A 25,018-nucleotide genomic window follows, 5' to 3' on the forward strand; every position below is an offset into this window, starting at 1 on the left:
TATGTGAAAAAACTGTTATAAAGATGTTAAAAAAATTAAGTTACCATTATTAACAGGACATAAAACTAATACTATAAATAATATATCATAAATGAATAATACGTTGATCAGAAATTGCATAGAAAACAACACAACTAAAATACCTATTTGGTTAATGAGGCAAGCAGGTAGGTATTTGCCTGAATTTCGATCAATCAGAAAAAAGAATGAGGATTTTATTAAATTATGTTTAAATAAAAAACTATCTTCCGAAATTACTCTACAACCTTTAGATAGATTTAATTTCGATGCCGCAATATTGTTCTCTGATATTTTATTAGTCCCTTATGCATTGGGACAAAAAGTAAAATTTATGAAAAATTATGGACCTGAACTTGGTAAATTAGATATAAATATTTTAAACAATATAAGCAAACAAGAGTTTATCTCTACTTTAAATCCAGTTTATGAGTCTTTAAAACTCGTTGAAAAAAAATTGTCTAAAAAAAATAAAGATATAATAGGATTTGTTGGTGCCCCTTGGACTTTGTTGGTTTATATGCTTAATAGAAAGTCTCCAAAAGAAAACAATTTTAACTCCATACCAAAAAATAAAGAAGTAAATATATTATTAGAGAAAGTTATTGAATTTCTTAAAATTCATATTGATGCACAAATTAAAAATGGCGCCACAATAATTCAAATATTTGATAGTTGGGCAGGTTTATTAGAAGAAGATGATTTAGAGTATTTTGTTTACAATCCAACACAAAAATTAACTAATTTTATAAAAGAAAAATCTTCCACATCAATTTGTTTTCCAAGAAATATTAAAAATTATAGAAAATATGTTGAAAAAACAAAAACAGATATAATAAGCATTGATTACAACGTAGATCCTAACGTTATAAAACATGAAATTGAGATACCAATACAGGGAGGTCTTGATCCTAAAATTTTACTAGAAGAATCTAAAATAGTGAAAAAGGGAGTTTTAAAATATTTAGATGCGTTCAAAAATAATAGATACATTTTCAATTTAGGTCATGGTGTCTTGCCTAAAACAAATCCTGAAACAGTCAAATATATGGTAGAGTTAGTGAAAGATTACAAATGAACAACGATCATCCGAAAGTAAATTTTGGTAAAACAGGTGTACTATTAGTTAATTTAGGAACCCCAGATTCTACTAGTTGGTGGGATATAAGAAAATATTTGAAAGAATTTTTATCTGATAGAAGAGTAATAGAAGTAAATCCTTTCTTATGGAAAATTATTTTAAATTTATTCATTCTTACTTTTAGACCATCCAAAACAGCGAAAGCTTATAAAGAAATATGGATGAAAGAGGAAAATATATCACCGCTACGCTATTACACTATTAAGCAGACCGAAAAGGTGAAATCTATTATATCTAGTGAAAACTTGATCGTTGATTTTGCGATGAGATATGGGAACCCAAGCATCAATAGTAAAATGTTAAGTTTACAAGAAAGCGGATGTGAAAACATTATAGTACTTCCACTGTACCCACAGTATGCAGCAGCAACAACAGCAACAGTTTGTGATGAGGTTTATAGGACATTAATGAAAATGAGATGGCAGCCTAGCCTTCAAATTATACCTCATTACGAGTCTGAACCCTTATATATTCAAGCTATTGTAAATTCTATTAATCACAAACTTAGTAACATTAACTGGAAGCCTGATTTGATATTGGCTTCTTATCACGGCATACCAAAAAAGTATTTTGATAAAGGCGATCCATATCACTGTTATTGTCACAAAACATCTAGATTGATTAAAGAAACTTTTAATAAAGACATACCTATTTTAACAACTTTCCAATCAAGATTTGGTCCTCAAGAATGGCTTCAGCCTTATACAGATAAAACTTTAGAAAATTTACCTAAAGATGGAAAAAAAAATGTTTTGGTAATTTCTCCTGGCTTTTCTTCTGATTGCGTTGAAACCCTTGAAGAAATTTCTATTCAGGGAAAAGAAAGCTTTTTAGACTCCGGTGGAGAAAAATTTGATACAATACCTTGCTTAAATGATAACGAGGATCACATAAAATTATTAGTGCACTTAATCAATAAAAGCATAAGAAAATGAATTTTTATTTAATATTTAAATCTTTACATTTAGTTGCAGTGATTTCTTGGATGGCAGGACTGTTATATTTACCAAGAATATTTGTTTATCACACAGAAAACTCATCAAATGTGGAGATTTGTAAGGTCTTTAAAGTAATGGAGAGTAAATTGTATTTCTACATTATGTATCCAGCAATGTTACTTTCATGGATATTTGGTTTGGCCTTAATACATTCTGTTGGTGCTGAATTACTAAGTGCACTTTGGATGCAGGTTAAATTCTTTTTGGTTGTCGTTTTAACGGCTTATCACTTTTACCTTGGATCGTGTTTAAGAGCATTTAAAGACGACAGAAATACATCAAGCTCAAAATATTTTAGAATTATTAATGAAATACCAACTATACTGTTAATTTTGATCATTTTTTTTGCAATTTTAAAGCCATTAGGAGGTTGAAATATTATAAATATATATTATATTAGCTTAATCAAATTGTTTATTTCCCCACATGAAAATCCAAGAACTTAAAAAAAATAGCCCGGCACAACTAATTGAACAGGCTGAAAAATTAGGCATTGAAAATGCAAGTACACTTAGGAAACAAGAAATTTTATTTGCAATACTAAAAAAACTTGCTGAAAAAGGTGAAGAAATTACTGGAATGGGTGTTCTTCAGCTTCTCCAAGATGGATTTGGATTTTTAAGAGCTTTAGAGTCAAATTATTTACCGGGAGCAGATGATATTTACGTCAGCCCAAGTCAAATTAGAAAGTTTGGTTTACGAACAGGCGACACGGTTGAAGGACCTGTAAGAGCCCCGAAAGAGGGAGAAAGATATTTTGCTTTACTTCAAGTGAGCAAGATTAATCTTGAAGATCCTGAAAAATCCAGACATAAAATAGCCTTTGATAACTTAACCCCGTTATATCCAAACAAACAAATAGTTATGGAAGTTGAGAGTAAAACGGTTGAGAAGAAACCAAATTTAACACCAAGACTGATTGATTTAGTTAGTCCAATTGGAAAAGGACAAAGATCTTTAATCATTTCTCCCCCTAAAGCAGGAAAAACTATGATCTTACAAAGTATAGCAAACTCAATAACAGCTAATCATCCAGAGTGCTATTTAATGGTTCTTTTAATTGATGAGCGTCCTGAAGAAGTAACTGATATGCAAAGAACGGTTAAAGGTGAGGTTATAAGCTCAACATTTGACGAGCCGGCTCAACGGCACGTCGCTGTTGCAGAGATGGTAATAGAAAAAGCCAAAAGAATGACAGAGCACAAAAAAGATGTTGTAATATTACTTGATTCAATCACAAGATTGGGAAGGGCATATAACGCAGTAGTACCAAGTTCAGGAAAAGTTTTAACTGGAGGTGTAGATGCAAATGCACTTCAGAGACCTAAAAGATTTTTTGGAGCCGCTAGAAATATAGAGGAGGGCGGATCTTTAACAATAATTGCAACTGCTCTTATTGATACAGGAAGTAGAATGGATGAGGTAATTTTTGAAGAATTCAAAGGGACAGGAAACAGCGAAACAATATTGGATAGAAAAATTTCTGAAAAGCGAATATTTCCGGCAATTGATATCACTAAATCTGGCACTAGAAGAGAAGAACTCCTTTTTGAAAAAAATGATCTTCAAAAGATGAATGTCCTAAGAAGAATAATTGCTCCAATGGGTTCAATGGATGCAATAGAATTTATAAATTCTAAGCTGAAAAACACTAAAAGTAATTCAGAGTTTTTTAACTCCATGAACAAGCCTTCCTAAGAAAAAGTACATTTAATAATTCATTTAAAATAATCTCTTATTTGATAGTATTTGTTTATGTCCATTGATATGCAAAAATTAAAAAAACTCTTTCAGGAAAAAAAATACTCTGAGGTTGTTTTTGCGATTGAGTCATTTACAACAGAAAAAAATAGATCTGCGGCCTTATACAATATCCTTGCAGTTTCTAGAGCATCACAAAAAGGTAAAACAGATAGAGATGTCCAGTATGCTTTGAATGAATTTGAAACTGCCTTTTATAAAGACAACCTAGGTGAAATATCACTTAACTCTGTATGTAGCCATATAAAGCTTTGTGTTGAAATGGGTCGAAAAGATTCTGAATTAATAAATAATATTTTGATATCTGAAAAGATGTATCTTGAAGCAGAAAAAAAATTTTCTAAAAACGACAGATACTTAGCACACGGCATCGACTTGTACAAATATCTTATAAGACATGAAGAAAAAATCGCCGCCGTAAAAAAAGTTATAAATAAAAATGGGTTAAGTAAAGTTTTAGGATCTTCGTATATTACAGGTCAAATGTATATAAGTGATTGGAAACAAAAGAATTTTGCGGAGTTTCAAAAAAAGTTTTCTAATATATTTAGTGTCCTCAATTCAAAGAAACTTGGCAAGATTGATTTAGCAAAAAAAAAAATTAAAGTTGGTTTTTACTCACCTGATTTTAAACAACATCCAACTTTTTACTTTATAAAAGATCTAATTAAAAATTTAAAACAAACAAAATTTGAGACTATTGCTCTATCTCTCTCAAAAATCCACCAACATGATAAAATTACTGATGAATATTTAAATCTTTTTGATGGCTGGATTAATCTTGGCGATAAATTAGATCAAGAAATAGTCAATACGATTCAGAATGAAAACATAGATATATTGATAGATCTAGTTGGTTTATGGGCATATAATAGAATAAATATTTTCAATACAAGAATATGTCCTCTTCAAATTAGTTGGTTAGGTTTTAATAATTCTACTGGTCTTAAAGAAGTAGATTTTATTTTGGCTGACAAGAACACTGTGAAAGACGAAGAGAAAGAATATGAAACAAAAATTTATAAACTTCCAAAAATTTGGAATTCACATTGTGGATTTGAATATAAAAGAGTTTATAATGAATTACCTTATAAAAAAAATAACTATTTTACATTCGGTTCATTCAATAATTTTATGAAAGTAAATGACGAAGTGCTAGATACATGGATTGAAATTTTGAAAAAAGTTAAGAATTCTAAGCTAGTCTTAAAATCATCTTTGTTGCTTTGCGAAGAAGTTATAAAGAAAAAATTTGAAAAAGAAGGATTAAAAAATTCTGTTGAAATTTTAAAAAAAACAAAAAGGGAAGATTTTATATCTCACTTAAACCTTTATAATAAGATAGATTTATGTCTTGATACTTTTCCATTTACTGGTGTGACAACAACTTTTGAAGCATTATGGAAAAATGTCCCTGTAATAAGTAAGGCAGGATATAACTTTAATTCCAGGTGTGGTGAAAGCATTTTAAGAAATGCAAATATTGAAAATTTTATTGCTAAAAGCAACTCTGATTATGTTCAAAAGGCTGTTTTTTATGCTAAAAATATAAACGAATTAGAAAAAACAAGAAATAATCTTTTTGATAAAATTCAAAAAACACCCTTATTTGATACAAAAGGATTTAGTGATGATTTTTCTGAAGCACTTGTAAATATGCAAAAGTTAATAAGTAAAAATTATAAATAACCTAATTCAATCATTTCTTTATTAAAAAGGGTCTCGATCTTTTTTATTAAATTAGCTGGTAGTTCCTTTTTCCATTCACCAGTTTTTCCACTTCTAAAAAATAATTCTCCTTTACCCTTTTCTGAAAAACCCTCAGCTTTTTCTATTTTTTGCAACTCTTCGAATTGAGTTTGTTTTATTGCTTTTCTTAGTTTCTCCTCGTTTAATTTAGTACCATCAACTTCCTTTAAATAATTTATTATTTTTTCAAATGTATTGAACTTATCCAAGAGCATATCTTCATATTTTACAATTAAAGTTTTACAAGATTTATAATTTTTCCAAGATTTATAGTGATCCGACCAGGTACCGATTAAGGTTTTTTTATATCTTTTATCCCCTGATAAAGGATATTCAAAATAGAACGAAGAGGATAAATTTTCATATGTTTTTTCATAATTAAGGCCCATGTGATGTGAAAGAGAGATCAAAACGTCTCTAGGATCTCTAACTATGTAGATCGCGCCTTTAGTATTTCTATTTGTAGTAAACTGGTATTGGCCTATTGTACACATTGCATTATGAGTTTTAACAAAGTTCGTTATATTATTAAGATTTATATAGTCTTGCATTGTTTCCCAATTTTTTACTATTTCTTCAAATTTGAAATAATCTACTTTAAGTCGATCTAATAATAATTGATCTGGAAAACCTTGTGGTTTAAAATTATCAAGAATTGAACCTTCCAGGTTAAGTTTTTCATTTGATTCCATGAAATAACTTTTTAAAAACATACGCATCCATGTGTTGCCACTCTTAGGATATGAAGCCAACCAAATTATCATGATATATTTTAATGATATCCTTATATAAAATTCAATATATAATATAATCATGACAATTTGTGCTTTATCAACTGGAATAGGAGCTTCAGGAGTTGCAATTATTAGAATTTCTGGCCCAGAGACTAGTTCCCTTATCAAGTCTTTAACAAATAAGGCGCTTCCAAAGCCTAGAGAGGCCACCCTTCTGGAATTAAACAATATCAATAATTCTAGACCAATTGATCAAGGAATAGTTTTATGGTTTCCTGGCCCAAAAAGCTATACAGGCGAAGATATGGCTGAATTACATGTGCATGGAAGCAAAGCTGTAGTTAAAGAGCTTCAAGAAACCCTTTTAAGCACAAAAAAATGCAGATTAGCCGAGCCCGGAGAATTTACCAAGTTAGCATTTTTAAATGGAAAGATAAATCTACTGCAAGCAGAGGCGATAGGCGATTTAATAGCAGCAGAAACAGAAATTCAAATGGAACAGGCCCAAAATATTATAAAAGGTAAGTCTTTTTTAAAATTTAATGAACTAAGAGAGAAATTAATAAAAGTTTTGTCAAAAATTGAGGCAAAGATTGACTTTCCAGATGAAGACTTACCCTCTAATGTTCTTGATGATGTTAAAAAAGATGTATCTATTATTGAGAATGAAATCAAAAAAATATTATTAAGCTACGAAGTCGGAGAAAAAATAAGATCAGGTTATAAAATTGCTATAGTTGGTCCTCCCAACTCTGGTAAATCAACTTTAATGAATTATTTAAGTAAAAGAAATGTAGCAATAGTGTCTGATGTTGCAGGAACTACCAGAGATGTGTTGCAAACAAATCTAAATTTTTATGGTTATCCAGTTATAATTTCTGACACTGCGGGTATAAGAGACTCTAAAGATCTAATTGAGAAAGAAGGTATTAAACTTGCTTTCAAAAAAGCAGAAGAAGCGGATCTTAGAATAGTCGTTATAGAGCCAAAAAATGTTGATTTTTATGGTTTTTTGAATGATTTATTTAATAAGAATACAATTTTAGTTATTAACAAATCAGACCTTAATAAATTTGACGTTAAGGATAGACTCAATAAATATGATCCAATCTCAGTATCTTTTCTCAAAGAAAAAAACATAGATGAATTGATAAATCGTATTAAAAAAAATTTAATTACTGATATGAAGTTCAGTGACGACATTTTTGTAACTAGAGAAAGACACAAAAATAATTTGAAAGAATGTTTAATAAATTTGCAAAACTTTAGAGATAAAACAGAAGCTTTAGATTTTGATAAAGGTGCTGAAGATCTTAGACTAGCACAAGTGAGTTTAGGCAAAATTGTTGGAAAAGTTGATGTAGAGGCCATATTAGGCAGTATTTTCAATGATTTCTGTATAGGTAAATAATGCCAATTTTGCTCGATTTTTCATCTCTTTTTTTAATAAATCGTTGGTATTAGCCAGTTTTTTAATGTTTTTTTGTAAAAACTTGTAAAATTCGTTATCGATTATAAATTCAATGTATGAAAAATAATTTTTCATTTGATGTTGTTGTTATTGGTGGTGGTCACGCTGGTTGCGAAGCTGCTGCTGCATCTGCTCGTATGGGTGTTAAAACTGCATTATTTACAAATGATACTAATACTATAGGCGAGATGTCTTGTAACCCTGCAATCGGTGGGTTAGGTAAAGGGCATTTAGTAAGAGAAATAGATGCTTTAGATGGTGTTATGGGAAACATAGCTGATAAGTCTGGCATTCAATTTAGATTACTAAATAGAAGCAGAGGACCTGCTGTACAGGGACTACGAACTCAAAGTGATAGGTCTATTTATAAAAAGGAAATGCAGTCAAAACTGCTAAACTACTGTAATTTAAGCATATTTTCGATGTCGATAAATCAATTTATAATTGAAAATAATGAGATAAAAGGTCTCAAGGCAGTAGATGGTACTGAAATCAAATGTTCTAAGGTAATTCTCACAACGGGCACTTTTTTAAATGGTTTGATACATATAGGTGATAAAAGAACGCCAGCTGGTAGGTATGATGAAAAACCAACGTTAGGTTTATCGGATCAATTAAGAAAATATGATTTTAAATTAGGTAGACTAAAGACAGGAACTCCTCCAAGGTTAGATGGTACAACAATCAATTATGATAATCTTGAACGGCAAGATGCAGATAAAGATATTTCTTTTTTTTCTTTCTTAACTAAGAAAGTTTATAACGATCAAATTTCATGTAGTATGACTTACACAAATAAAAAAGTTCACGATATTATTTCTGAAAATTTAAAAAAGAGTGCAATGTATTCTGGAAGTATTCAGGGTGTTGGTCCTAGATACTGTCCATCTATTGAAGATAAAATTTATAAATTTAAAGATAAGACTAGACATCAGATCTTTTTAGAACCTGAAGGCCTCAACGATAATACAGTGTATCCAAATGGTATTTCTACATCTCTTCCAGAAGAGATACAGTATAAAATTTGTCACAATATCAATGGTTTAGAAGATGTGAGAATTATAAGACCTGGATATGCAATAGAATATGATTATGTTGACCCTAGAGAGCTTTTCTCAACCTTAGAGACTAAGAAGATTAAAAATTTCTATTTAGCAGGACAAATAAATGGAACTACAGGTTATGAGGAAGCTGCAGCACAAGGATTGATTGCCGGGGCCAATGCAGCGTTGTCGATACAAAATAAAGAACCATTAATTTTAGATAGATCTCAAGCTTATATCGGTGTCATGATAGATGACTTAGTGACCAAGGGGGTTGCTGAACCTTATAGGATGTTTACTTCAAGAGCGGAGTACAGATTAACTCTTAGATCTGACAATGCTGATTTAAGATTAACTGATATAGGAATAAATATTGGCTTAGTTTCAAAAGAAAGAGCTGAGGTTTTTAATTCAAAAAGTAAAAATTTAAGGAATATTTCTAATAAAATGGATGAATTAAAAATCTCACCCTCAAAGGTATCTAAATTTGGTGTAAAAATAGCAAAAGACGGTATTTTAAGGACTGCTAGCAACATATTGGCCCAAAAAGGGGTGACTATGGACAAGATTAGAGTGATTTGGCCTGAATTAAGCTTTATATCAAAGGAAATAGATGAGCAATTGGAGACTAATGCCCATTACAAGGGTTATTTGAAGAAACAAAGTGCTGATATATTAGCTTTTAAAAGAGATGAAAATCTTAAAATCCCAAATAATATTAATTATGACAGTTTTTCTGGGTTTTCAAACGAGGTCAAGTCAAAATTCAAGCAAATTAAGCCAAAAACAATGGGTCAAGCACTCAGAATTGACGGTATAACCCCAGCTGCAGTATTTATTCTGTTGTCACATCTTAAAAGAAAGTCTATTAAGAAGATAGCTTGATAGATTCGCATAAAATTGATTACTCAAAACTAGACACTTTGAATGTTTCACGTGAAACATTTCTTGAATTAGATGAATTTAGAGAAATGATTTTGGATGAGAACAAAAAAATTAATTTAATTAGCCAAAATACTGTGGAATTAGCCAGAGATAGACATATAGTTGACTGTGCACAAATCATTGATTTAATTGACGAAAATCACCTATCTTGTACTGATCTAGGTTCTGGCTCAGGTTTACCTGGTTTAGTTATAGCCATTATCAAAAAAAAACAAAAATCGAAGATGAAATTTTTTCTTTATGAAAAAAGTTTTAAAAAAAGCAATTTTTTAAAAAAAGTTATTAATAAATTTGAACTAAACGCTGAAGTAATAAATCAAAATATATTTGATCAAAAAAAATTAAATTCAGATTTGATTGTAGCGAGGGCATTTAAACCTTTGCCGGTTATTTTAGATTTAGTAACGAAGAACTTCGATGATTTTAAAGACATCATTTTGTTTTTAGGAAAAAGTGGAAAGAGTTCTATTGAGCAAAGTTTAAAAAAGTGGAATCTAGAATTTTTAGAAAAAAAAAGTGTAACAGAAAAAGATTCAATCATAATTAAAATTAATAAAGTGAGTAAAAAAAAATGAAAGAGAAAATTATTTCAGTCATCAATCAAAAGGGTGGTGTTGGAAAAACGACAACTGTAATTAATTTAGCTGCAGGACTTAGTTTAAATGGAAAAAAAATACTAGTTATAGATTTGGACCCACAAGGAAACGCGACAACAGGATTAGGTTTGTCAAATGTAGCAGATACTAGCAAATCAATTTATGGAGTTTTGAATGGAAAAGAGGAGATTCAAAGTTCAATTCAGAAGACCAATTTTCAAAACTTAGATATCGTAACATCAAATGTTGATTTATCTGGTTTGGAAGTTGAAACCGCAGATGACGAAAATAGGGCATATCTTTTAAAGACTAAATTAACCTCATATTTAAACAATTCTAGCCACTCTTACGACTACGTCTTGATTGATTGTCCACCTTCTTTAAGTTTATTAACTGTGATGGCTTTGGTTGCATCAGACTCATTAGTTGTGCCTTTACAGACAGAATTTTTTGCCCTTGAAGGGATAACTCAGCTTATAAAAACAATAGATCGTATTAAGGTCGGTCTTAATCCAAATTTATTTGTAAGAGGAATTTTGTTAACGATGTATGACAAAAGAAACAGACTATCCGCACAAGTTGAAACAGATGCAAGAGATTATTTTAAAGAAAAAGTCTATCAAACAGTAGTTCCTAGAAATGTCCGTTTATCAGAAGCACCTTCACATGGGGTCCCTGTTTTAATATATGACAAACATTGTCCAGGAAGTAAATCTTATATTAAATTTACAGAGGAGTTTTTGGCTCAAGAATCGAGTTTCGTAACAGCAGCATGACCAGTATTTTTAAAAATAAAAAAGGTTTAGGAAGAGGATTGTCATCTTTAATAGGAGATACGAAAACTGTTTCGAAAAACAATAAGATTTCAGTGAGCGACCTAATACGTAATAGATATCAACCTAGAAAAAATTTTGATGAAGAAAGTTTAGTTGAATTAACAAATTCAATTAAAGCAAGGGGAATAATACAGCCAATTATAGCTAGAAATTCTGACAAAAAAGGTAAATATGAGATTATTGCTGGTGAGAGAAGATGGCTTGCCGCACAAAAAGCAGGTCTTCATGAAGTGCCAGTCGTAATTGTTGAAGCGGATAATAAAAAAGCCTTAGAATTTGGAATTGTTGAGAATGTTCAAAGGCATGACTTGAATCCAGTTGAAGAAGCCGAAGGATATAAGAGATTGATAGATGAGTTTGCTTATGACCAAGAACAAGTTGCCAATTTTATTGGCAAAAGCAGGAGTCACATAACTAATTGTCTAAGGTTACTTACTTTGACTGATGATATATTAGATTTATTAAAGAAAAATAAAATTTCTCAAGGACATGCAAAAGTTTTAGTTGGCCATGAAAATGCAAGCAATATTGTTAAGAAAATTATTAAAAAAAATTTATCAGTCAGACAAACTGAAAATTTAGTAAGAATTCATAAATCTTACTCAAAATCTCAATCTGCCTCAAAGGATCCAAATATCAGGAAGCTTGAAAATGATATATCGGAGAAAATTGGATTATTAGTTAAGATACAAAATAAAAGAAATAACAGGGGTTATCTCACATTTAGTTATAGAGATCTAGATCAACTCAATTATTTAATTGAAATAATTAAAAAGCACTTTTAGTTCCTTTTGTTGACGTCTTGAATATAAAATCATACACATGCAGAAGACCAATTGAACTATTTTTTTTTAAACGGAGTTCGATCTTATTTATTTGTGCAATTAATTTTTTAATCTTTAAATAAGACCAATTTTCTAATTGTTTTTTTACTATTGGCTTATCTTTCCAAAAAATAGGTGGATAACAATTATTAACTAAATCATCTATACTTTCTTTTGTATTCATTTGCTCAATTAGGTATAAAAGTCTCTTTGCTTTATGAATGAATACTCTTAAAATCAATATTGCATCCTCTGATTTATAATTGCTTTCATGCAATATTTCAGAAGTTTTTCTTAAATTTTTTAAAAGTGAATTATCTACAAGTTCATTTATATTATAATTTTCTGAAAGATTGGTGAGTTTGTAAATTTCCTCAATGGTTATATCTTTTCTATTTTGAGAGTATAAATATATTTTATCTAATTCTTTTCTAAGATGACCTCTGTCTCCGTTGCACCTATTTATTAATAGATTAATTGTCTCTTGTGAAATATTCACATTTATTTCTTTAAAAAATTTACGTGATATCTCAATTAAAGTTATATTCGTGTCTTTGTAAGTAGGGACTATTACTAAGCTTTTTTCTTTTTCAAAATAACTTCTTAATTTTGATTTTTTTTCCAAAATATCCGCATCTAGGATTACTTTAATATCTTTAACATCTTTACTTAAAATATTTTCAATTACTTCTAAAATTTTTTCGGAACATCTTTTGATTATAAAAATTTTTTCTTTATCAAATAAAGATCGGTTTAAAACACTGTCCATAAAATCATTGTTCGAGTCTAATATTTGGTTTTCATCATAAATTTCTGTTTTTCCATTAAAATCTTTTTTTAAATTACTTATTATCTCTTTTTTTAATCCATCGTTATCTCCGTAAACTAAGAAATAATTATTATTGTTTATTTTTTTTGTGTTTATTTCGAAATGTTTAACAATCATTTTAAAGTTGTGATTAAAAAAATTATATCTGTAGCAATTTTGTTGTTTAGGTTTCTTTTTATGTTTTCTTCATATTCAGCCATACTAAATTTGTCACTTTGTACATCATATCCAAATTCTTGAGTAAAATTCTTTTTTACGATTTGTGTATTCTTTTCATTTAATACCTTTACATTAGCTGTAATTACAATTTTGTATTTAGAAGGATTTCCCTTATTATCTTTTAGTATAACTTTAACCTTTTCTTTATGATCTAACTCTAGCTTAAGTTTTCTTATCGCGTCATTTTTAGATGTAGATAAAATAGATCTTTCAATTAAATTTGATCCTCTGCTTAAATTATTATTTTTAAATTCTATTATTTCGAAGTTGCTATCCTTTGAGCCATAGATTGGTGTAAATCCACAACCTGTTAAAAAAAATAGAGATATGTATAATGAAATTAAAATTTTCATTTAATAATTAAATTTACCAGTTTGTTTTTAACAATAATATGCTTAAAAATACCTTTATTGTTCAAGATACTTGAGATTTTGGTATCTTTTTTGATACTCTCAATTAATTGTTTATCTTCAAGATCTTTTTCAATTTTAATCAATGATTTTTTTTTACCATTTATTTGTATAACAATATTTACAAATTTTTCCTCCAAATACTTCTTTTCAACAGATGGCCATTTTATTTTATCACTTATTTTTAAACCATTAATACATTCTGACACTAGGTGAGGTAGCAAAGGGAACATAAGTGTTAAAATTTTTAAATAGTTGTCTTTTAAATTATTAATTTTTGTTTTGTTTATTTCTTTATTGAGAAAATTATATGTTTCATGTAAATAAGCGATTATTACATTTAAATTAAATTTCTCTAAACTTTGTGTAAATTTCTCAATAAGTTTGTTTGTATAAATTGTAAGCTCATTGTCTTCACCATCAATATCTTTTTTATTTATGTGTTCAATAATTTTTTGATGTAATAACCAAAATTTCTGAACAAACTTGTAAGAGGCAATCATCCCTTGATCTGACCATTGTACATCTTTTTCTGGTGGACTATCTGAAAGTATAAAAAGTCTTACAGAGTCTGCACCATATTGAGAAATTATTCTTTCTGGATCAATCGTATTTTTTTTTGATTTCGACATCGACTCTGAGGGCCCTACGATAACTTTTTTTTGTTTATTTTTATTTTCAAAAAAATTTTTTCCATCCTCAGAAAAAACTTCATCTGGACTTAGCCAATTATTGTTTTCGTCTTTATAGGTTTCGTGGCAGACCATTCCTTGAGTAAAAAGGCCTTTAAAAGGTTCGGTTGGGATGAAATTTGAATTTTTAAATGCCAATGCTTGCATAAAAAATCGAGAATATAACAAATGTAAAATAGCGTGTTCAACTCCTCCTATATATTGATCGACAGGCATCCAGTATTTTATATCTTCACTATCGAAACCATACTCATTTTCTGATGGAGAACAAAAACGTAGAAAATACCAAGATGAATCCACAAAAGTATCAAGTGTATCAGTGTCAAGGATGCAAATTTCACCATTAATTTTAATTTCTTTCCATTTTTTTTGATGGTCTAGAGGGTTTCCTTTTGTATTAAGATTAATTTTTTCTGGTAGCTTAATAGGCAACATTTTTCTTGGTACCTTAACAATGTTCCCACTTTTATCGTATGCGATGGGAATAGGACAACCCCAATACCTTTGACGTGATATTCCCCAGTCTTTAAGTCGAAAATTTATTTTTTTTTTCCCTAAATTATTTTTTGTTAAATAATCAATACTTTTTTCAATCGCTTCTCCAGGTGTTTTAAGACCATTTAAAAAAGATGAATTAATCATCACACCGTTTTCTTCAAAGGCTGCATTTTTTACTAGATAATCATCGCTTTGATCCTCTGGCCTAACTACAGTTTTTATATTTAATTTATATTTTTTAGCAAACTCAAAGTCTCTTTGATCATGCGCCGGACACCCAAATACAGCTCCAAATCCATAATCCATTAATACAAAATTTGCAAAATATACAGGAACTTTCATTTTAGGATCTATTGGATTGATAGCTTGAAGATTTGTCTTAAAACCTATCTTCTCAGCTTGGGCAATCGACTCTTCTGTAGTCCCCGTTTTTGAACACTCACTCTTAAAGTTTTGGAATTCTGGATTTTTTTCAAAATATTTAGAAAGAGGATGATCTACAGATAGAGCAAGAAAAGAAAAACCAAACAAAGTATCAGGTCTTGTAGTATAACATTTGATGTTTTTTATGGGCAAATCACCTTCGATTTTAAAGTCTATTTCACACCCATAAGATTTGCCAATCCAGTTTTTTTGCATTACTTTTACTTTGTTTGGCCACTCACTAAGATTATTTAAACCATCTAAAAGTTGTTCTGAAAATTTCGAAATATTAAAGAACCATTGACTCAATTTTTTTCTTTCAACTTGAGCACCTGATCTCCATCCCTTTCCATCAATAACTTGTTCATTGGCTAGCACTGTTTGATCTATTGGATCCCAATTTACATAATTCTCTTTTCTATAAACTAATCCTTTATCGAACAATTCAAGAAAAAAATTTTGCTGATGTTTATAATAATCTGGCGAACATGTAGATATTTCCCTATCCCAATCTATTGAAAGACCCAATTTTTTAAGCTGGGTTTTCATGGTAGAAATATTTTTTTCTGTCCAATCTTTAGGGTCTAAATTATTTTCTCTTGCAGCATTTTCAGCGGGCATACCAAAAGAATCCCAACCCATTGGGTGCAATACATTAAAACCCTGTAATTTTTTATATCGTGCTAAAACATCACCAATAGTATAGTTTCTGACATGACCCATATGAATTTTCCCAGAGGGGTAAGGAAACATTTCCAAGCAGTAAAACTTTTTTTTATTTTTATCGGCACCACTTTTGAAAGTTTGATTTTTCTCCCAAAACTTTTGCCATTTTTCCTCAACTAATTTGAAATTGTATCTGTCCACTTAAAAAAACTTATTTTTTTTTAATTACACTATTTCCTCTTTTTTTGCCTTCTGTTTCTCTATACTTTTTAAAATCATCTTTCTCAAACAAAGCAGCCTTTTTGAGTATGGCTAGCTTAAGTTCACTTTCAAGTTTTGATTTGATCTTTTTGGTTTTGCAATTATTTTGTATGCATTTTTTTTCAAAGACAATTACTTTTAATGCATCAGCTCGAATTTCATTAGTTAAAAATCGAACTGAAAGTTTCAACTCTCTGTTATTTTCTTCTTGGTCCTTTTGAGATGAAAACCAGTCAGTTATAATTATGCCCCCAGAATAACTCGCATTCGTCAAGGGAACGAAATCTAAAACCTCTATTGAAGCACGCCATAAAGGATTTGCGGAGGCAAAGTCGAATGTACCCCCACGAACTGACCCCTTTCCAAATCTAATACCTCTACCTTCTTTAATATTTTCCCTAACTCTTTCATCTACATTGACAGGGTTATCTTTCACGTCAGATCTCTTATAAAAATTACAAGAATTTAAAAAAAATATTGCTGTTAGTAAAATTGTAAGGATTTTGAGCTGATTTATTTTCATGAGTAAGATAAATATCAGAAAATTTAAATTATCTCAGATATATTTAAAATTGGGCATTTTTAAGTGATAAAAATATCACACTTTGATAAAAAAACCCTATTAATTTGAAAAAAAACACTAAAAATCGGGTTTTCTGATAATTATCTCGTGTTCATATGAATACAACAAATAATAAGGAGTACTTTATGAATAACTTTAAAAAAATAGGACTTACAGCATTAGCAGGTTCGCTAATGACTTTAGGTTCTGCTCAAGCAGGCGAAATGTCTGTTTCGGGTGCTGCTAACGTTACCCTAAAATTCGGTAAAGGTGGCGGTAACACAAGTAGAAGTATTGGTACAGATAAAGACGTAACTTTTACAGGTGGTGGTGAATTAGATAACGGTACAACGTTCTCTATGTCTACTACTGTAGCTGATAACTACGAGCTATCTGCTTCTACAACAACTATAAACACGCCATCATTGGGTTCATTCTCATTTGGTACAAGTACAGGTTCAGCTTCATACAAATTTGATGAAGAAGTACCACAAGCTTACGAGCAAGTATCAGATGGTAAGCAAACTATGGCAAACCAAATTGGTAACTACATGGATAATAACTATGTATTATACACATCTCCGACATTAGAATTCGGTGGTGCTGGTATTACACTAGATATTGGTTACACACCACAAGCAACTGACACAAGTATAGTTGATGGTGGTCAAGCTACTTACGATCCAGATATTGGAGCAGGTAAAGAAGCTGGTGTAACAATAACGTATGATGCACTTAAAGTTGGTATCTATGGTTCAGAAAGAGAAAGAACAACTCCATTTGCAACGTCTACAACTGGTCAACAATCTCATGACGAGTTCAACGGTGTATGGTATGCTACTTACTCAGCTGGTCCAGTTTCAATCGGATACTCAGAGTCATACATGGACGCTGGTGTAACATCTACTATCGAAACAGTAAACTCAGCTAAAACTGTGAGAACTGCTGGTGGTTTATTTGAAGGTGAGCAAATGTCAGTTGCGTTTAACGTAAATGATAACTTATCTATCTCTTACTCACAATCAGAAGAAACTTACGATACGCAGGATGACGTAGCAACTGCTGTTACAACTGACGATGACGTAACAGAGACTATCGATGCACTTCAGATCGCTTACTCAATGGGTGGTATGTCAATTAAAGCATACAACATGGAAGTAAGTAATCCAAGTCAAGACGATAACGCTGCAGATCAAAGCGTAACTGAAATTGCTTTAGGACTTGCGTTCTAATTTAATTTAAGTTTTATTTTAAAAAACGGCCCAGTATTTATACTTGGGCCGTTTTTTTTTATCCAAGATATTGCCGCAACACCACTAGGAGAACATAGTTTAGATCTTTTAAGAGTTTTTTCGTTAATTCCACCAAGTAAAACAATTTTATTTTTTGACATTTTTTTTAATAAATTAGTTTTTATGATATCGAGAAATTTTTTATTTTTGCTATTTTTAAAAACAGGACTTAAAAAAATACTTGAACAACCCTGTTTTTCTTTTATTTTAAGCTCAATTGCGTTGTGTGCAGAACCAATTATTTCAAGATTTTTTTTTGTTATGTTCTGAAATCTTAAATGTTTTTGGAATGCGGGGATATATAAACCATCGAAATTATACTTAATTGCATCTTTTAAATTATTAGAAATATAAACTTTCCTTCTATTAATTTTACAATGAATAACTAATTTTTTTAGCTCATTAGGGTTATTCTTGTTATTATAATTTCTATATATTAATGAAATTTGAGTAGATAATTTTTCAATTTCATTTTTGTTAAATTCATCTATAAAATAATAATACTTAATATTCATATGGAGAATGTAGTAAAAAATTTTGACTTAGTAAAAGAGGAAATAAGCAATTTTAAAAATGCTAATATTGTTGCGGTATCAAAAACATTTCCAATAAACCATATATTACCTCTGATAAATCATGGCCATCAACATTTTGGAGAAAATAAAGTTCAAGAAGCTCAAGAAAAATGGACATTAATCAAAAATGATTTTCCTAATTTAAAATTACATTTAATAGGTAAATTACAAACTAACAAAGTAAAGTTTGCCTTACCTTTATTCGATTATATCCATTCTTTAGATAGCATCAAACTCGCAGAAAAAATTTCGTTAGAACAGGAAAAAAAAAATTTTAGACCGAAAATCTTTATTCAAATAAACTTAGGAAAAGAAAGTCAAAAATCAGGCATTGATCAAGATGACTTGGAAAGTTTTTATAAAAGATGTGTAACTGAATTCAACCTTAACATTATAGGTATTATGTGTTTACCTCCATTTGATGAAGACCCGACTCCTTTTTTTAAAAAGATGCAAAACTTATCAGAAAGTTTGAAGTTAAAAGAAATTAGTATGGGAATGTCCAATGATTATATGGATGCGCTAAGGTTTAGCGCAACATATATAAGAGTGGGTTCTAAAATATTTGGAAACAGAAGTTAGGATATCTTAACTTTTGAATTTTTTTTTATTATCTTCAATAATATTTCAATATCATTCAAACTTAATGCTATGCATCCTCTAGTGGGTCTATAATTATTTGTAACGTGAATAAAGATAGCGCTCCCTTTATTCTTGATTATTCTTCGGGTGTTATAGTTTATTACAATAATAATGTCGTAAATTTTATCTTTTCTATACAACTTTTCGGCTTTAGTTTTTTTATTTAATTTGATTTCTTTATTGTAATTAATATTGTTAGGGTCATCACACCAACCCATTTGTTTATTTATTCTAATAGTCTTTAATTTTGTATTAGGTTTATCTAACCTATCTTTTCTATAATAAACTGGTCCTAATGAAAATATTCCTGTTGGAGTACAATTATCTCCTTCTAGTTTATTTTTTTTTAAACCATTCTTTCCAATAGAGCATTTAAATTGGAATTCATCACAAATTAAGGTGTCTTTATTTTTTAGTTTAATTATCATAAGTTCTAAAATATATGGTAAATCAAAAATTATATATAATTAATTTATCAAACTTTTACGACATCATTAGCGAACTTAAAGAACATATTGATTACGAATTATTAAAATTTGATAATAAAGAAATTTTTTTTGATAAATATAAGAGTGAAAGTATTTCTTTAAGTAACTCAATCTTGGTTGTGCATGAGAAAGAATATAATTTTTTTGTTAAAAATATAAATGAGGATCAAATTATTAAATTTAAACCTCCAGTAAATATTTTTACATTTATTGAAAATTTAAATGTAAAATTCATCCAGAAAAAATATCAAGACCAATCGAATGTAAATGTTAAAGATTTTTTTCTAGACATCAATTCAAGAGAATTAAAAAAGGGCAACTCAAGTCTAAAATTGACTGAACGAGAAACTGACATGATATTATTTCTCAATAATTCAAAGAAACCAGTAAATGTCGAAACATTGGAAAAAAAAATTTGGCAACATTCCTCGGAACTCGAGACTCATACAGTTGAAACCCATATTTATAGACTTAGAAAAAAAATAAAAGCTGAGTTTGGAAATGATGAGTTAATTATAAGCAATAAGGACGGATATACTATCTGATGAAGAAAAAAAATTTTATTGCTAAAGATCTATTTTCAAAAAAGTACAAGCCAAAGGTCATTAAACCAAAAAAAGGAAAGGGAAGTTTTAAGAGAAAGAAAAAGTAATTAAATCCGAGCACCTATTTGTTGAATTACTTTCGATGACATCTCAGTACCCTTTTCTAAGCATTCTTTCTGAGACATATTGTTAACATGACCATGCAAGAAACCTGCCGCAAATAAATCACCAGCACCTGTGAGATCAACTATTTTAAGATTTTTTTTAATCCCACATTCTGTTATCTCGCTTCCATTAATAGATATGGCACCTTTCTCACCTCTTGTTATTACCAATAACTTTCTTAATTCTTTAGCAAAATTAATTACATCCTCGAAACTTTTCGCATCAATTAAAGACATAATCTCTTGTTCGTTAGCAAAAGTTATATCTAGTTTATTTTTAACTAATTCTAGGAAATGAGGTTTGTGTCTATCTACACAAAATTGATCAGATAATGACATAGCAACCTTATTTGCATTATTTATTGCTTTATCAAATGCTTTCCTTGGATCACCTTCATCCCAAAGATATCCCTCTAAAAAAATAATTTCACTTTTTTTGATAGCATTTGCATCTACATCATTCTCATTAATCTTTCCAGCTGTTCCAAGGAATGTACACATAGTTCTCTCAGAATCTGGAGTGACCAATATTAAACATGTACCAGTTGGTAACTCTTCTTTCTTTTTAGAATAAAAATATTTAACATTCTCTGTCTTAAGACCATCCTCATATTTTCCACCAAGATCATCATCATTTACTTTACCAATAAATCCAACATCATTTCCTAATTGCGATAATCCAACGATTGAATTAGCAACTGACCCACCAGAAACAGTTTTTTCAATTTTTAAGTTTGAAAGCAATTGTTTAAACTCTTTTTCATCAAAAATTAATTTCATCGTACTTTTTGTGAGGTTATTTTTTTTTATAAATTCATCATCAACTTTACAAATAACGTCAACTATTGCGTTTCCAATTCCCAAGATTTTCATTCTAAGCTTTCTTTGTTTTGACCGGTTTTTTTCTATTAGGATAACAAGATGTGCAGATTTTACAAGTTATTCCATAGCAATCTCGAGCTCTGCAAAACTCCCTTCCATAATAGATTATTTGTAAGTGAAGTTTATTCCAATATTTTTTCGGAAATAATCTTTTAAGATCTTCCTCTGTTTGTACTACATTTTTACCATTAGTAAGTCCCCATCTTTGTGCTAATCTGTGAATATGTGTATCTATTGGGAATGCTGGACGACCAAAACCTTGGGACATAACTACACTCGCAGTTTTATGCCCAACCCCAGGAAGTTCTTCTAGTTCCTGAAAAGTTTTTGGGACCTTACCATTATATTTTTCCATCAATATTTTTGAAAGATTAAAAATGCTTTTAGCTTTGATCCTAAAAATACCTATTCTTTTAATTAACTTTTCTATTTTTTTTCTACCAAGTTTTACAAAGTGTTTTGGTTTATGATATTTTGGGTAGATATCTTTTGTGACATTATTTACATTAACATCCGTACATTGAGCAGAAAGCAATACTGAAATTAAAAGTGTAAATACATTTCTGCTATGTAGAGGCACAGAAATTTTGGGATAAGTTTTGTTTAAAATTTTAAGAACTATTTTAGCCCTTTTTTTCTTTTCAGCTTCTAAGAGCCTCATTTAAAATTTAAAACATTTCTCATTGAGTAAAGCCCAGGTCTTTTAGAAATGAGCCATTTAGCAGCCGTTAGAGCTCCTTCTGAATATAAAGCCCTATCAAATGCCTCGTGATTAAGAGTTATTATTTCTTTACCGCTTGAAAATTTTACCTCGTGTTCCCCAACAGTCTCACCTTTTCTTATAGAGTTAAAGTTAATTTTTTTTCCGTATGGAAACGTTTTTTTATTAAAGTATTTATTACCAATTATTCTATAAAAATCTTTCTTTTTGCCAATGGCTATACCTTTGCCAAGCATTAAAGCAGTGCCTGATGGATGATCTTTTTTGTGTTTATGGTGCACTTCATAAACTTTACTTAAGAAATTATTTCCCAATGAACTTGAAGCGATTTCAGTAAGATACATTAAAAGATTAATCCCCAGACTCATATTTCCTGCTTTTAAAATCGGGATTTTTCTTGAGTATTTTTTTATTAATTCCTCTTCTTTTTTTGTAAATCCGGTAGTGCCTATTACTACTCTTTTTTTTAGTTTTGATGCTATTTTCAAAACCTGGAAGGTGCACTTTGGTACTGTAAAATCGATAATGATATTTGCTTTTTTAAATGCATTTTCATCATTTAATTCAGGTTTGATCCCAGAAATTTTCCTATTTATTTTTCTATTTTCCGTGAGAGTAACAAGTTTAAATTTTTTATCTAATTTTGAAGATTTGATAATTTGTTGACCCATTCGGCCGAGGCAACCAGTTACAGCTAATTTAATTTTATTCATGCAAAAACTAAATATGAAAGTATCACAACAACTAAAATAATAATACCCCAAATAGACAAGTTTTTAAAAAGTTGTTTTTTTTCAGAATTACTTCTTAAAAAATTTGGTAATACCAAAATTAAAACTGCAATTAATGCTATAGCTGGTATTATTTGTTCAAGACCCATTATTTAATTTTTCCAAAAATTTTTTGCTTTTTCGAAAAATTTTTTTATACTAGGATTTGATTTCTCATTCTCAATTTGTCTGAATTTTTCTAGCAACTCTTTTTGTTCTTTATTAAGAGAGATTGGTACCTCAGTATTTAGCTGAACATAAAGGTCACCATATCCACTCCCCCTTATATATGGCATTCCTTTACCTTTAAGTCTAAGTTGTTTTCCACTTTGTGTGCCTGCTGGTATTTTTATTTTAGCTTTTCCTCCATCTATAGTTGGAATTTCTATAGTTGATCCCAAGGCAGCGTCTGCAATTGATATAGGACATTCAAAGTACAGGTTTTCGTCAGATCTTTTAAATAAATCGTGAGAATATACATTAATGAATAGGTAAAGATCCCCACTTCCTGCGCCTCTTGAACCTGCTTCACCTTTTCCGGCTAATCTTATTCTTGTGCCATCGTCAACACCCTTTGGAATTGTAACAGATAATCTTTTCGAAGCTTGTTTTTTTCCTTGGCCGCTACAACTTGAGCACGGATTTGTTATTTGTTCTCCAGAACCAGAGCACTGCGGACAAGTTTGTTGGACAGTGAAAAAACCTTGGCTTGATCTAACTTGACCATGACCATTGCACATCGAACAAGAACTTGCGTTGTGACCAGGCTTAGAACCACTTCCTTTACATGTGTCACACTTTTCTGATGTGGAAAATTTTATATCTTGTTTTTTACCGGTATACGCTTCATTCAAGGAGATAGATAAATCATATCTTAAGTCTGAACCACGATTGTTTGATTTTCTTGTCCTTTTCCCACCTCCAAAACCTTCACCAAAAAAATCCTCAAAAATATCTGAAAAGTGGCTCGAAAAATCAAAGTTTCCAAACCCCCCTCTTCCACCACCACCATTTTCAAATGCTGCATGTCCAAAATTATCATAGTTTTGTTTTCTCTCAGCATTAGATAAAACATGGTAGGCTTCAGATGCTTCTTTAAATTTTTCCTCAGAAGCTTTATCACCTTTATTTTTGTCTGGATGATATTTTACTGCAAGTTTTCTGTAAGCAGATTTAATTTGTTCTGGTGAGGCTGAATTATTTATACCCAAGACGTCGTAATAATCTCTTTTTGTCATAATAAATAAGACAAATAGTTGCTATCTTAGGCGCTTTTCTCTTTATTCTCGTCTTTTACTTCTTCAAAGTCTGCATCAACAACGTTGTCGTCTTTTTTTCCTTCTCGTTTTTGGTCCTTAGCATTTTCAGCTGGTTTTGCACTTTGTTGAGATTTGTAAATAGCTTCACCAAGTTTCATAGAAGCTTGTACTAAATCTTGTGTTTTCTTTTTAATTGCTTCAACATCAGTTCCTTTCAAGGCATTCCTTAAATCTGCAGCTGCGGTTTCAATAGCTTTTTTATCAGCTTCAGAAACCTTAGAACCATGTTCCTTTAAATTTTTCTCAGTTGAGTGTACAAGAGTATCCGCTTGATTTCTTGCATCAACGGCCTCTCTTTTTTTCTTATCTTCTTCTTTATTAGCTTCAGCATCCTTGACCATTTTACTTATCTCGTCTTCGCTCAAGCCCCCAGAAGCTTGAATTTGAATTTTTTGTTCTTTACCAGTTCCTTTGTCTTTTGCAGAAACATTTACTATTCCATTAGCATCAATATCAAAAGTTACTTCAATTTGTGGAACTCCTCTTGGAGCCGGAGCAATTCCTACTAGTTCAAAATTTCCTAAGATTTTATTATCTGCAGCCATTTCTCTTTCACCTTGAAGAACTCTAATCGATACTGCAGGCTGGTTATCCTCAGCAGTGGAAAATACTTGGCTTTTTTTTGTAGGAATAGTTGTATTTTTATCAATCAACTTAGTAGATACACCACCTAAAGTTTCGATACCTAAAGAAAGAGGCGTTACATCTAATAACAGTACATCTTTTACATCACCTTGAAGTACACCCGCTTGAATAGCAGCACCCATTGCAACTACTTCATCAGGGTTAACAGATTTATTCGGTTCTTTACCAAAGAAGTTTTTAACTTCTTCAATTATTTTTGGCATCCTTGTCATACCTCCAACAAGAACTATTTCATCAATTTCACCTGCTGAGAGACCAGCATCTTTTAGAGCAGTTTGGCATGGCGGCATTGTTCTTTT

Annotated in this window: 27 protein-coding genes; 14 read left to right on the top strand and 13 right to left on the bottom strand. The window is 30.2% G+C overall.

Annotation, left to right across the window (positions count from 1 at the left end; genetic code table 11):
* Positions 1 to 91: 91 nt before the first annotated feature.
* The 5 genes from hemE (at position 92) to AMN84_RS04625 (ending at position 5,607) form a co-directional block, all read left to right on the top strand.
* Positions 92 to 1,096, top strand: coding sequence for a uroporphyrinogen decarboxylase (hemE, locus tag AMN84_RS04605; protein WP_075483837.1), 1,005 nt, complete (start codon positions 92 to 94; stop codon positions 1,094 to 1,096).
* Positions 1,093 to 2,094 carry a ferrochelatase gene (hemH, locus tag AMN84_RS04610; protein WP_075483839.1) on the top strand — a complete coding sequence of 334 codons (1,002 nt, stop codon included), beginning with the start codon at positions 1,093 to 1,095 and terminating at the stop codon, positions 2,092 to 2,094. Before hemE ends, hemH begins: the two co-directional genes overlap by 4 nt.
* Positions 2,091 to 2,531: a protoporphyrinogen oxidase HemJ gene (gene hemJ, locus AMN84_RS04615; protein ID WP_075483841.1), complete on the top strand. Its 441-nt coding sequence runs from the start codon at positions 2,091 to 2,093 to the stop codon at positions 2,529 to 2,531. Before hemH ends, hemJ begins: the two co-directional genes overlap by 4 nt.
* Positions 2,532 to 2,583: 52 nt before the next feature.
* Positions 2,584 to 3,855, top strand: a complete 1,272-nt coding sequence (rho, locus tag AMN84_RS04620; RefSeq protein ID WP_075483843.1) for a transcription termination factor Rho — start codon at positions 2,584 to 2,586, stop codon at positions 3,853 to 3,855.
* A gap of 69 nt (positions 3,856 to 3,924) precedes the next feature.
* Positions 3,925 to 5,607, top strand: coding sequence for an O-linked N-acetylglucosamine transferase, SPINDLY family protein (locus AMN84_RS04625; RefSeq protein WP_179850705.1), 1,683 nt, complete (start codon positions 3,925 to 3,927; stop codon positions 5,605 to 5,607).
* On the opposite strand, the gene AMN84_RS04630 is transcribed toward AMN84_RS04625, so the two are convergent.
* On the bottom strand, positions 5,598 to 6,431 hold the full coding sequence (locus tag AMN84_RS04630) for a sulfotransferase domain-containing protein (RefSeq protein ID WP_075483847.1): 834 nt from the start codon (positions 6,429 to 6,431) through the stop codon (positions 5,598 to 5,600). The two genes, AMN84_RS04625 and AMN84_RS04630, sit on opposite strands and share 10 nt — an antisense overlap.
* Before the next feature lie 49 nt (positions 6,432 to 6,480).
* On the opposite strand from AMN84_RS04630, the gene mnmE reads away from it, so the two are divergent.
* From mnmE to AMN84_RS04655, 5 genes are all read left to right on the top strand, one after another.
* Positions 6,481 to 7,812: a tRNA uridine-5-carboxymethylaminomethyl(34) synthesis GTPase MnmE gene (gene mnmE / locus AMN84_RS04635; protein ID WP_075483848.1), complete on the top strand. Its 1,332-nt coding sequence runs from the start codon at positions 6,481 to 6,483 to the stop codon at positions 7,810 to 7,812.
* Between the two features lie 116 nt (positions 7,813 to 7,928).
* Complete coding sequence (gene mnmG / locus AMN84_RS04640; RefSeq protein ID WP_075483850.1) at positions 7,929 to 9,800, top strand: tRNA uridine-5-carboxymethylaminomethyl(34) synthesis enzyme MnmG; 1,872 nt, start codon at positions 7,929 to 7,931, stop codon at positions 9,798 to 9,800.
* Positions 9,797 to 10,435: a 16S rRNA (guanine(527)-N(7))-methyltransferase RsmG gene (locus AMN84_RS04645; protein ID WP_256998164.1), complete on the top strand. Its 639-nt coding sequence runs from the start codon at positions 9,797 to 9,799 to the stop codon at positions 10,433 to 10,435. Before mnmG ends, AMN84_RS04645 begins: the two co-directional genes overlap by 4 nt.
* Positions 10,432 to 11,232 (top strand): ParA family protein, encoded by an 801-nt coding sequence (locus tag AMN84_RS04650; protein ID WP_075483852.1) that lies wholly within the window; start codon positions 10,432 to 10,434, stop codon positions 11,230 to 11,232. The genes AMN84_RS04645 and AMN84_RS04650 overlap by 4 nt, the downstream gene beginning before the upstream one ends.
* The gene (locus tag AMN84_RS04655) at positions 11,229 to 12,077 is read left to right on the top strand and encodes a ParB/RepB/Spo0J family partition protein (protein WP_075483854.1); all 849 of its coding nucleotides are present in this window, start codon (positions 11,229 to 11,231) and stop codon (positions 12,075 to 12,077) included. The genes AMN84_RS04650 and AMN84_RS04655 overlap by 4 nt, the downstream gene beginning before the upstream one ends.
* Here AMN84_RS04655 and holA read toward each other — a convergent pair.
* The 4 genes from holA to AMN84_RS04675 are packed head-to-tail and all read right to left on the bottom strand — an operon-like array spanning position 12,061 to position 16,637.
* Entirely contained in the window at positions 12,061 to 13,062 is a 1,002-nt protein-coding gene (gene holA / locus AMN84_RS04660) for a DNA polymerase III subunit delta (protein ID WP_075483856.1), read from the bottom strand. The two genes, AMN84_RS04655 and holA, sit on opposite strands and share 17 nt — an antisense overlap.
* Entirely contained in the window at positions 13,059 to 13,517 is a 459-nt protein-coding gene (locus tag AMN84_RS04665) for an LPS assembly lipoprotein LptE (RefSeq protein WP_075483858.1), read from the bottom strand. The genes holA and AMN84_RS04665 overlap by 4 nt, the downstream gene beginning before the upstream one ends.
* Positions 13,514 to 16,054: a leucine--tRNA ligase gene (gene leuS, locus AMN84_RS04670; RefSeq protein ID WP_075483860.1), complete on the bottom strand. Its 2,541-nt coding sequence runs from the start codon at positions 16,052 to 16,054 to the stop codon at positions 13,514 to 13,516. The genes AMN84_RS04665 and leuS overlap by 4 nt, the downstream gene beginning before the upstream one ends.
* A gap of 10 nt (positions 16,055 to 16,064) precedes the next feature.
* On the bottom strand, positions 16,065 to 16,637 hold the full coding sequence (locus tag AMN84_RS04675) for a DUF3576 domain-containing protein (protein WP_075483862.1): 573 nt from the start codon (positions 16,635 to 16,637) through the stop codon (positions 16,065 to 16,067).
* A gap of 185 nt (positions 16,638 to 16,822) precedes the next feature.
* Between AMN84_RS04675 and AMN84_RS04680 the strand changes: the two genes are divergently transcribed.
* A complete protein-coding gene (locus AMN84_RS04680; protein WP_075483864.1) occupies positions 16,823 to 17,908 on the top strand; it encodes a hypothetical protein in 1,086 nt (361 codons plus the stop codon).
* Here AMN84_RS04680 and AMN84_RS04685 read toward each other — a convergent pair.
* Positions 17,905 to 18,483 carry a thiamine phosphate synthase gene (locus AMN84_RS04685; protein ID WP_075483866.1) on the bottom strand — a complete coding sequence of 193 codons (579 nt, stop codon included), beginning with the start codon at positions 18,481 to 18,483 and terminating at the stop codon, positions 17,905 to 17,907. The two genes, AMN84_RS04680 and AMN84_RS04685, sit on opposite strands and share 4 nt — an antisense overlap.
* Here AMN84_RS04685 and AMN84_RS04690 point away from each other — a divergent pair, their 5' ends adjacent.
* Positions 18,484 to 19,125 carry a YggS family pyridoxal phosphate-dependent enzyme gene (locus AMN84_RS04690; RefSeq protein WP_075483868.1) on the top strand — a complete coding sequence of 214 codons (642 nt, stop codon included), beginning with the start codon at positions 18,484 to 18,486 and terminating at the stop codon, positions 19,123 to 19,125. It begins immediately after the preceding gene.
* Here the strand turns inward: AMN84_RS04690 and AMN84_RS04695 are convergent.
* Entirely contained in the window at positions 19,122 to 19,613 is a 492-nt protein-coding gene (locus AMN84_RS04695; protein WP_075483870.1) for a L,D-transpeptidase family protein, read from the bottom strand. The two genes, AMN84_RS04690 and AMN84_RS04695, sit on opposite strands and share 4 nt — an antisense overlap.
* 14 nt (positions 19,614 to 19,627) lie before the next feature.
* On the opposite strand from AMN84_RS04695, the gene AMN84_RS04700 reads away from it, so the two are divergent.
* Positions 19,628 to 20,218, top strand: coding sequence for a winged helix-turn-helix domain-containing protein (locus tag AMN84_RS04700; RefSeq protein WP_075483872.1), 591 nt, complete (start codon positions 19,628 to 19,630; stop codon positions 20,216 to 20,218).
* Positions 20,218 to 20,325, top strand: coding sequence for an alternative ribosome rescue factor ArfA (gene arfA / locus AMN84_RS05080; RefSeq protein WP_179850706.1), 108 nt, complete (start codon positions 20,218 to 20,220; stop codon positions 20,323 to 20,325). The genes AMN84_RS04700 and arfA overlap by 1 nt, the downstream gene beginning before the upstream one ends.
* On the opposite strand, the gene AMN84_RS04705 is transcribed toward arfA, so the two are convergent.
* From AMN84_RS04705 to AMN84_RS04725, 6 genes are all read right to left on the bottom strand, one after another.
* Entirely contained in the window at positions 20,326 to 21,255 is a 930-nt protein-coding gene (locus AMN84_RS04705; protein WP_075483874.1) for an adenosine kinase, read from the bottom strand.
* Position 21,256: 1 nt separating this feature from the next.
* Positions 21,257 to 21,925, bottom strand: a complete 669-nt coding sequence (gene nth, locus AMN84_RS04710) for an endonuclease III (protein ID WP_075483875.1) — start codon at positions 21,923 to 21,925, stop codon at positions 21,257 to 21,259.
* Entirely contained in the window at positions 21,922 to 22,698 is a 777-nt protein-coding gene (gene dapB, locus AMN84_RS04715) for a 4-hydroxy-tetrahydrodipicolinate reductase (RefSeq protein WP_075483877.1), read from the bottom strand. The genes nth and dapB overlap by 4 nt, the downstream gene beginning before the upstream one ends.
* The gene (locus AMN84_RS05085) at positions 22,695 to 22,865 is read right to left on the bottom strand and encodes a hypothetical protein (protein ID WP_179850707.1); all 171 of its coding nucleotides are present in this window, start codon (positions 22,863 to 22,865) and stop codon (positions 22,695 to 22,697) included. Before AMN84_RS05085 ends, dapB begins: the two co-directional genes overlap by 4 nt.
* A gap of 3 nt (positions 22,866 to 22,868) precedes the next feature.
* A complete protein-coding gene (gene dnaJ / locus AMN84_RS04720; RefSeq protein ID WP_075483879.1) occupies positions 22,869 to 23,993 on the bottom strand; it encodes a molecular chaperone DnaJ in 1,125 nt (374 codons plus the stop codon).
* A gap of 26 nt (positions 23,994 to 24,019) precedes the next feature.
* Positions 24,020 to 25,018: Hsp70 family protein (locus AMN84_RS04725; protein WP_179850708.1), on the bottom strand; the 999-nt coding region annotated here is incomplete at its 5' end.

Origin of the sequence: Candidatus Pelagibacter communis, assembly GCF_001180105.1 — a bacterium.
GTDB lineage: Bacteria > Pseudomonadota > Alphaproteobacteria > Pelagibacterales > Pelagibacteraceae > Pelagibacter > Pelagibacter ubique_K.